Raw genomic sequence first — 6,433 nt, 5'->3', positions numbered from 1 at the left:
ACGCCTCCACAGCAGTTCCGACAGCACCGGCTGTCCGACAGCGATGACTGTCGGACAGAATCGATCGCCGATCGTGAGCTTCCGAGCACGCGATCGGCATTCCTGGCATGCGGCCAGAAGCCCTGACGGAGACAGGACCGCCAGAGCCCGCCTTTCCGATCTCCAATTTCTGATCTTTGCTGGCACTCGCGCCCGGGATGCGGGCCCCGCTCAGGCCGCAACCCGGGGCACACGAGAGCAGATATTAAAGTAATCATTACCTAAAGAGAAGTCTGGCCAATTTTCCTGACTCGGAGCAAAACAGTCGCATATACCAACTTTTGACCTTGTCGGTCACCATCGGTCCCTATCGGTCGCCATCAGTCGATCAGCAGGGCCGTTGGGCGGCCAGCCCGCCACACCCGGCTCCCGGTTTCCCGGGGTGCCGCCGGATCGGCTCCGCCGCGGACCGACGACGTCGATCCGGCAGACGCGGGAGCCGAGCCGGCGGGCCCGCGGGGTCGCTACCCGGCTGAGCCGGGCGTCTTCAGCAGCGGCACCAACTGGTCGATGGCGTAGGGGATGCTGAGCACGCTGTTGAAGGTCAGTGCGGTGCCCACCGGCGGGTCGGCGTACGGCACGAACAGCGCCCGGCCCTCCCTGGCGACCTTCAGCCGGTTGTAGACGGGATCCGCCTTGACCCGCGCCTCGGCGTCGGACGCGTCCGTGACGAACAGCAGCCGGTCGACGTCGACGATGTCCAGCCGTTCGGAGCTGATCTCGGCCGCGAACTCCGGCCCGGCGAGCTGGCCGATCTGGTCGGGCACCTTGAAACCGATCTCCGACATGAACACCGACCGGGGATCGTTGGGTGAGAACACCGCATACTGCCCCGGCTCGTATGGGTCCACGATGGCCGTTGTCTTACCCGCGAAGTCCGGGTTGGCCTGACGCACGTCCGCGAACTTCTTGTCGATGGCGGCGATCAGGTCGTTGGCCCTGCTCTCCAGACCGACCGCCTGGCCGGCGGTGCGAGTCATCTCCTTCCACGGGGTGGCGAAGTCGTCATGCTCCTTCGACTGGGCGACGGTGGGAGCAATCTTGGAGAGGGTGTCGTACTGCTCCTGGGTGATGTCGGAGTACAGCGCGAGAATCAGGTCCGGTCTGATAGCCGCGATCTTCTCGAAGTTGAGCTCGCCGCGCTCGCCGACGATCTCCGGAGCCGTCCCCGCCCACAGCTTCCCGCTCCACGGCCAGTTGCCGTAGGGGCGCTCCCCGAACCAGTCGACGACGCCCACCGGCTTCACGCCGAGTGCGAGCAGCGGCTCGGAGTCGGTCAGGCCGACCGCGACGACCCGGGTGGGCTGGGCGGTGATCCGGGTCGAGCCGTACTTGTGAGCGACTGTGACCGGAAACGCACTCTGGCCGCTGTGGACGGACGACGGCCGGGGACTCGCAGCGCCCGTCTTGTCACTGCCGCAGGCGGCGAGCCCCAGCGCGATCGCCACGAAGACAACTACACACTGTAGTAAGCAGGAAACGGTGGGAACGCGCGCGGCACGCGGCGGCGTAGTGAACATCTGCTCCTCTTCGGGTTCAGCCGGACACATGGCCCGAAGGCCACGGATCCGATATCCGGCGGAGCGCATACTAAGGTAATATTTACCTAAATAACAAGGACTTCCCACCGATTGATGGTTTAGGTATACCTGCCCTAAGATTCTGTGACCATGAGGACCGCGTGACCAACAGGCTCCGAGTCGCATCAACGGGGACGACCGCCCCACCCAACTCCGTTCCGACAGGCACTGCTCCGACGAGCGCCACGCCGGCGGACGGGCCGGTCACAGGAAGGCCCGCTCCCCGGGCCGCTTCGGGACGGCGGGGGTTGCACCCGGCACGGCGACCGGTCCTGCTGGGGGCCTCCCTCTGCGTTCTGGCGCTCCTGTGCGCCCTGTCGATCGCCATCGGTAGCCGACCGGTACCACTGGACCAGGTCCTGCGAGTACTGATCCATCGTGACGACGGGGACGTCGAGGCCATCGTGTGGGGGCTGCGCGTCCCACGCACCCTGCTCGGTCTGCTCGTCGGCGCCGCCCTCGGTCTCGCCGGCACGATCATGCAGACGCTGACCCGCAACCCGCTGGCGGATCCCGGGCTGCTCGGGGTGAGCGCCGGTGCCACGCTGGCGGTCGTCCTGTCCGTGTCGGCGTTCGGGCTGACCTCGCTCTACGGCTACATCTGGTTCGCCTTCGCCGGCGCTCTGGCCGCCAGCGTGCTCGTGTACCTGCTGGGCGCCGCCGGGCGCTCCGGCCCGACCCCCGTCAAACTCGCCCTGGCCGGGGTCGGGGTGACCGCCCTGCTCGGCTCGCTGACCAGCGCCATCGCGCTGACCAGCCCGGAGGCGCTGAACCGCTACCGGTACTGGTCCGCGGGATCCATCGCGGGCCGCGACGGCACGCTCGTGGCGCAGGCCGCGCCGTTCGTCCTGACCGGGGTGGTGCTCGCGCTCAGGCTCGCGCCCGGGCTGAACAGCCTCGCGCTCGGCGACGACGTCGCCGCCGCCCTCGGCCGGCGGGTCGGCCTCATCCGGTTGCAGGGTGCCGTCGCCGTGACGGTACTCACCGGGGGTGCCGTGGCCGTGGCCGGACCGCTGGTCTTCATCGGACTGGTCGTCCCGCACGCCACCCGGATGATCGCGGGGGCCGACCACCGGTGGCTGCTGCCGACCTCGATGGTGCTGGCCTCCTGCCTGATCCTGGCGGCCGACGTGGTCGGACGGGTGGTCGCCCGCCCACAGGAGATCAACGTCGGCATCATCGTCGCCTTCCTCGGCGCGCCGTTCTTCGTCATGTTGGTCCGCCGCCGGCGTCTCGCGGAGCTCTAGCCGATGGCCACCCCGACCACGAGCACGAGCAGGCCAGTGTCCGCGGCCACCTCCGCGGCTGCGGCCACAGCTGCCTCCACGGCTGCGGCCAGCACAGCCGTGACCACGACCTACGGTCCGCTCAGCCTGAGCCGTGTCGGCGGCCGCACCGCCGTGCGGCTGGCCCGGCCCGCCGCGTCCGCCGTGCTGCGGCCACGGCTGGTGACGGTCTGTGCCGTCCTGGCCGCCGCCGCGTTCGCCGTCTTCTGCCTGGGGATCGCGTTCGGTGACTATCCGATCGGCATCGCCGAGGTCGTCCCGGCGCTGTGGGGGTCAGGGGACCCCGGAGCGCTGTTCGTCGTGCGTGAACTCCGGCTGCCTCGGGCCCTGGTCGGGCTTCTCGTCGGTGTCGCCTTCGGCATCTCCGGCGCGGTGTTCCAGACCATGACCCGTAACCCGCTCGCCAGCCCCGACATGATCGGGATAACCGCCGGCGCGCAGACCGCGGTCGTCGCGGACATCGTGCTCGGCTTCGGTGCCGGCCTCGGCAGCCAGCTGCTCGGCCTGATCGGCGGCCTCGCCACAGCGCTGGTGATCTATCTGCTGGCCTGGAAGGGCGGCACCTCCGGATACCGGATCATCCTGGTGGGCATCGGGGTGTCCTGGCTGTGCAGCAGCGCCACCGACTACCTGCTGGCCAGGGCCCGCCTTGCCGAGGCCGGGCAGGCCCTGGGCTGGCTGGTCGGCAACCTCAACGGCAGGAACTTCGACCAGGCCCGCCCGTTGGCGCTGGCCATGGCCGTGCTCGCCCCGGTCGCGCTGGCGCTCGGCCGGGTCACCCGCACCCTCCAGCTCGGCGACGAGGTCGCGTCCGGGCTGGGGGTCCCGGTCCAGCGCACCAGGCTGGCACTTATGATCACAGCGGTCGGACTGGTCGCCTTCGCTACCGCCGCGGCCGGGCCGATCGTCTTCGTGGCGCTGGCCGCCCCGCAGATCGCGCAGCGGCTGGCGAACCTCGCCTGGCCGCCCCCGCTCGCCTCCGGTCTCGCCGGAGCACTGATCGTGCTGTCCGCCGACCTGATCGGATGCCAGCTCCTGTCCGAAACCGAACTGCCGGTCGGCGTGGTGACCGGCGTGCTGGGCGCACCGTTCCTGCTCTGGCTGCTCGGCCGGGCGAACCGCACCGACTCCGGAGGCTGATCCCGTGACGTTCCAGCCACCATCCTGGCCGACGGCACCGGCTGACCTCCCCGACACGGGCTCCACGAGCAGCCGCCCCACGAGCGGCACCGCCACGGACGGCAGCCCCACGGACGAGCGTGGCCCGGGCCTGCCCGAGCTGCGGGCGAGCGGGCTGCGGCTGGCCTACGGCAGCACAGTGGTCGTCGACGACCTCGACCTGGTCGTCCCCGCCGGCCGGATCAGTGTGATCGTCGGCGCCAACGCCTGCGGCAAGTCCACGCTGCTGCGTGCGCTGGCCCGGCTGCTGCGCCCGCGGGCGGGCGCGGTGCACCTGGACGGGCGCTCCATCCACTCGATGCCGACCAGGCGGGTCGCCCGGCAGTTGGGGATCCTCCCGCAGTCCCCGGTCGCGCCCGCGGGGCTGACCGTGGTCGACCTGGTCGGCCGCGGCCGTTCCCCGCACCAGACCTGGTGGCGCCAGTGGTCCGCCGCGGACGAACAGGCCGTCACCGATGCGCTGCGGGCGACGGCCATGCTGGAGCTGGCCGGCCGGCCGGTGGACGAGCTCTCCGGCGGCCAGCGCCAGCGGGCGTGGATCGCGATGGCGGTGGCCCAGGGCACCCCCGTGCTGCTGTTGGACGAACCGACGACCTTCCTGGACCTCGCCCATCAGATCGACGTCCTCGACCTGGTCGTCGACCTGAACCGGCGGGAGAAGCGCACGGTGGTGATGGTCCTGCACGACCTGAACCAGGCGTGCCGCTACGCAGACCACATGATCGCGATGCGCTCCGGCCGCATCGTCACCCAGGGGCCACCCGCCGAGGTGGTGACCGCCGAGCTGGTGGAGGAGGTGTTCGGCCTGCGTTGCCAGGTGGTGGCCGACCCGGTCAGCGGCACCCCGCTGGTCATCCCGATGGGACGCCACCACAGCCCGAGGCCGGCCGCCGCCCTGAAGTCCTGAGGCCTGCGGCCGGTCCGGCCCCGAGCGGCCGACAGCCGACGGATGACGGATGACGGATGACGGATGGGCACCGAGCGGGCGCCGGCGGGATGTCCGGGACTCAAGCGGACATGTCGATAAAGATTAGGTAAGGTTACCTTAACTAATCTTCTACCGAATTTCCCACCCGCGAAGGGCGCCAAGCGGCTGTCCACGTCAAGGAGGAGCCCCATGCGGGTCGTCACGTTCGGCTACCAGACCTGGGGACATCGCACCCTGCGAGCCCTGCTGGACTCCGAGCACGAGGTGGCCCTCGCCGTCACACATCCCCACAGCGACCACGCCTACGAGAAGATCTGGGACGACTCCGTGGCCGACCTGGCCGAGGAGCACGGGGTTCCCGTGCTGATCCGCAGCCGCCCCGACGAGGACCTGGTACGCCAGCTGGAGAAGGTCGAACCGGACATCATCGTGGCCACGAACTGGCGCACCTGGATCCCCCCGGAGGTCTTCACCCTACCCCGGCACGGCACACTCAACGTGCACGATTCACTACTTCCCGCGTACGCCGGCTTCGCCCCGCTGATCTGGGCTCTGATCAACGGCGAGCGGGATGTCGGCGTGACCGCGCACATGATGGACGACGATCTCGACGCCGGCGACATCGTGCTGCAGCGGGCCGTGCCCGTCGAGCCGACCGACACCGCCACCGACCTGTTCCACAAGACGCTGGCCCTGTTCGGACCGATCACCGTCGACGGACTGGCGCTCATCGCCTCCGGCCACACCGACTGGGTCAGGCAGGACCGCTCCAGGGCCAGCTTCTTCCACAAGCGGTCGATCGAGGACAGCCGTGTCGACTGGACCTGGCCGGCCGAGGACATCGAACGCCTGGTCCGCGCGCAGTCCGACCCGTACCCGAACGCCTTCACGTTCCACCGCGGCGAGCGCATCCGGATCCTGTCGGCGGCGGTGTCGCAGGGACGCTACGGCGGCACGCCGGGCCGCGTCTTCATCCGCGAAGGCGACGGCATCGTGATCGTGGCCGGCGCGGACGCCCGCCGTGGGCACAACCGCGGCCTGGTGATCCGCCGGATACGCACCGACGACGGTGCCGAATACCCCGCCACCGAGTACTTCCGCACCATGGGTGGATACCTCACCAGCCACCCGTGACCGCGTCGCGGCGGTGCCGTTCCCGAGCACCACAAAATCGCGTGGCCGGGTCACACCGGGTCCGGCCCGTCGCGGCATCAGGGATCAGGGGCGAGAACCTTCGGATCAACTCGCGTTGATGGCGGTGGTCGCCTCGTGCCAGAGGTCGACCTCGTCCCTGCCCCGCCGGCGACGGACAACGGTCGCCACCGCGCCGGCACCGGCGACAACCGCGAGAACGACGAGCTTACGCAGCATGTCCGTCAACCTACCCGCGTCCGGCCATCCTGCCCACCGCCGTGATGCCG

The 6,433-nt window shown here is 69.9% G+C and carries 6 protein-coding genes; 4 read left to right on the top strand and 2 right to left on the bottom strand.

The genetic code is table 11. The features are described from left to right. Positions 1-503: 503 nt before the first annotated feature. Positions 504-1,487 (bottom strand): iron-siderophore ABC transporter substrate-binding protein, encoded by a 984-nt coding sequence (locus tag FSYMDG_RS00190; protein WP_202797651.1) that lies wholly within the window; start codon positions 1,485-1,487, stop codon positions 504-506. A gap of 380 nt (positions 1,488-1,867) precedes the next feature. Here FSYMDG_RS00190 and FSYMDG_RS00185 point away from each other — a divergent pair, with 380 nt between their 5' ends. The 4 genes from FSYMDG_RS00185 (at position 1,868) to FSYMDG_RS00170 (ending at position 6,146) form a co-directional block, all read left to right on the top strand. Beyond that, complete coding sequence (locus FSYMDG_RS00185) at positions 1,868-2,866, top strand: FecCD family ABC transporter permease (RefSeq protein WP_043602609.1); 999 nt, start codon at positions 1,868-1,870, stop codon at positions 2,864-2,866. A 99-nt stretch (positions 2,867-2,965) separates the two neighbouring features. Continuing rightward, a complete protein-coding gene (locus FSYMDG_RS00180; RefSeq protein ID WP_043602608.1) occupies positions 2,966-4,045 on the top strand; it encodes a FecCD family ABC transporter permease in 1,080 nt (359 codons plus the stop codon). A 130-nt stretch (positions 4,046-4,175) separates the two neighbouring features. Further along, complete coding sequence (locus FSYMDG_RS00175) at positions 4,176-4,991, top strand: ATP-binding cassette domain-containing protein (protein ID WP_043604282.1); 816 nt, start codon at positions 4,176-4,178, stop codon at positions 4,989-4,991. A gap of 210 nt (positions 4,992-5,201) precedes the next feature. After that, a complete protein-coding gene (locus tag FSYMDG_RS00170; protein WP_013871624.1) occupies positions 5,202-6,146 on the top strand; it encodes a methionyl-tRNA formyltransferase in 945 nt (314 codons plus the stop codon). 105 nt (positions 6,147-6,251) lie between these two features. On the opposite strand, the gene FSYMDG_RS00165 is transcribed toward FSYMDG_RS00170, so the two are convergent. Then, on the bottom strand, positions 6,252-6,383 hold the full coding sequence (locus tag FSYMDG_RS00165; protein ID WP_013871623.1) for a DLW-39 family protein: 132 nt from the start codon (positions 6,381-6,383) through the stop codon (positions 6,252-6,254). Positions 6,384-6,433 lie beyond the last annotated feature (50 nt).

Origin of the sequence: Candidatus Protofrankia datiscae (genome assembly GCF_000177615.2) — a bacterium.
In the GTDB taxonomy this organism is placed as follows: domain Bacteria; phylum Actinomycetota; class Actinomycetes; order Frankiales; family Frankiaceae; genus Protofrankia; species Protofrankia coriariae.
Note: the sequence above shows the minus strand (reverse complement) of the source record. Positions and strands in the feature narration are given on the sequence as shown.

What these genes read in the sequence shown, in the direction of transcription:
- FSYMDG_RS00170 (WP_013871624.1), top strand. Translation starts at nt 5,202, where the DNA reads ATGCGGGTCGTCACGTTCGGCTACCAGACCTGGGGACATCGCACCCTG.
- FSYMDG_RS00165 (WP_013871623.1), bottom strand. Translation starts at nt 6,383, where the DNA reads ATGCTGCGTAAGCTCGTCGTTCTCGCGGTTGTCGCCGGTGCCGGCGCG.